Here is a 1,831-nt window from a genome sequence, read left to right as displayed (position 1 = left end):
TGTCAGTGCCGGTTGCTAAAGTCCCCAAAATCGCAACTTGAGATGTCCCCTCCACCGAGGCATCAATAAACCGACTTCCACCACGAAGCGGGATAGCGATGCTCAGCAGAGAGGACTACCTCATGATAACCGAAAGAAAGGCCCAAGGGGCGTACAACAAGGACATAGCGCGGGAGCTGGGCGTCCACCCCAAGACTGTATCCCGAGCGTTGAAGCGCGGTGCTGAACCGCCACCTCGCCGGTCCGGGGTTCACCCCACCAAGCTCGACCCCTTCAAGGCACAGATCGACCAACTGCTGCAGGACGGCATTTGGAATGCCTCCGTCATCCTGCGCCATATCCGCAAGGCAGGCTATACCGGCGGCTACACCATGCTGCGCGGCTACATCCAGCCCAAACGTGCTCTGCGTCCCAAGGGCGTGGTCCGCTTTGAGACGCCACCCGGCCACCAGTTCCAGCATGACTGGGGCGAATGCTGGCTCAGCATCGGCGGCGTGCGCCAGAAGGTCTACCTGGCCGTCAACGTGCTGGGTTACAGCCGTGCTCTGCATGTTGCGGCCTTCCCGTCGCCGGATGCCGAGCATACCTACGAGGCGCTGAACCAGGCGTTCGACTACTTCGGCGGTGTCTGCCGAGAGGTATTGGTCGACAACCAGAAAGCCGCCGTGCTGGACTGGCAGAACGGACGCCCGCGCTTCAATCCCCGCTTCCGGGAGCTGGGCAAGCACTGTGGCTTCGTGCCCCGCGCCTGCCGGCCCAGGCGTGCCCAGACCAAGGGCAAGGTCGAACGCATGGTGAGTTACGTCAAACACAACGCCTTGGCCGGTGAACCCGCCTTCGACAGTTGGGAGGCGCTGAACCGTTACCTGATCGACTGGTGCGACACCGTCGCCAATGTCCGCGTCCACAGCGACCTCAAGGAGGCCATACAGCACCGTTGGGCGCGGGAACGCGACCACCTGCAGGCCCTCCCGGTCGAGCGCTTCGATACCGCGTACTATGAGCAACGCCAAGTCAGTCTGGATGCCTATGTGGCCTGGCAAGGCTGCCGCTACAGCGTACCGGGCCATCTGGCCGGGGACGCCGTCACCCTTCGTGTCAGTCTGGACGGACAGCTTGAGGTGCACCATCGGGAACAGGTCGTAGCGACCCACAGCCTCGCCACCGCGCCCGGTGCCAGCGTTACCCAGGTCGAACACCATGAAGCCTTATGGGCCAGCGTCCGGGTCAGCGAACGCACCCTGGACGACTACGACCTGATGGTCGATAACACCGAGGAGGCCGCCTGATGGAGCTGAACGGACTGATCGAGCGGCTCAAGCTGGACCATCTGGGGTTGCAACTGGACAGCCTCTGCGAACAGGCCGCCAGTCGGGAGCTGGACTACCGCAGCTTCCTGACCGAAGCCCTGCATCTGGAGTGGCGAGGGCGGCAGAGCAAGGGCATCGAAGCCCGCCTGAAACAGGCACGCTTCCCGGCCCACAAGACGCTTGAAGGCTTCGACTTCGGCTTCCAGAAATCGATCGATCGCAAGGTCGTACAGGAACTGGCATCGCTGGCGTTCGTAGAACGCGGTCGCAATGTGGTGCTGCTGGGACCGCCGGGCGTCGGCAAGACCCACCTGGCGATCGCACTGGGCCTGAAAGCGGCGGAGGCCGGTCACCGGGTGCTGTTCCTGACGCTGGACGAACTGCTGAGCAAACTGCGCAAGGCCAGTGCGGAACAGAAGTTGGACAAGACGCTGCAGCAACTGAGCTACCCCAAGGTACTGGTACTGGACGAGATGGGCTACCTGCCGATGAGTCGGGAGGAAGCGAGCCTGTTCTTCCGC

Annotated in this window: 2 protein-coding genes; both read left to right on the top strand. The window is 62.9% G+C overall.

Going from position 1 to position 1,831, the window contains the following annotated elements; translation table 11 throughout:
• Nucleotides 1-98: 98 nt before the first annotated feature.
• Entirely contained in the window at nt 99-1,289 is a 1,191-nt protein-coding gene (istA, locus tag KQ940_RS22560; protein WP_217416902.1) for an IS21 family transposase, read from the top strand.
• A partial coding sequence (locus tag KQ940_RS22555; protein ID WP_217416903.1) for an ATP-binding protein occupies nt 1,286-1,831 on the top strand: 546 nt, incomplete at its 3' end. The genes istA and KQ940_RS22555, both read left to right, overlap by 4 nt.

Source organism: Marinobacterium ramblicola (assembly GCF_019084545.1).
Classification (GTDB): Bacteria; Pseudomonadota; Gammaproteobacteria; order Pseudomonadales; family Balneatricaceae; genus Marinobacterium_D; species Marinobacterium_D ramblicola.
Note: the sequence above shows the minus strand (reverse complement) of the source record. Positions and strands in the feature narration are given on the sequence as shown.

Coding starts and splice junctions, on each gene's coding strand:
- istA (WP_217416902.1), top strand. CDS start 99: ATGCTCAGCAGAGAGGACTACCTCATGATAACCGAAAGAAAGGCCCAA.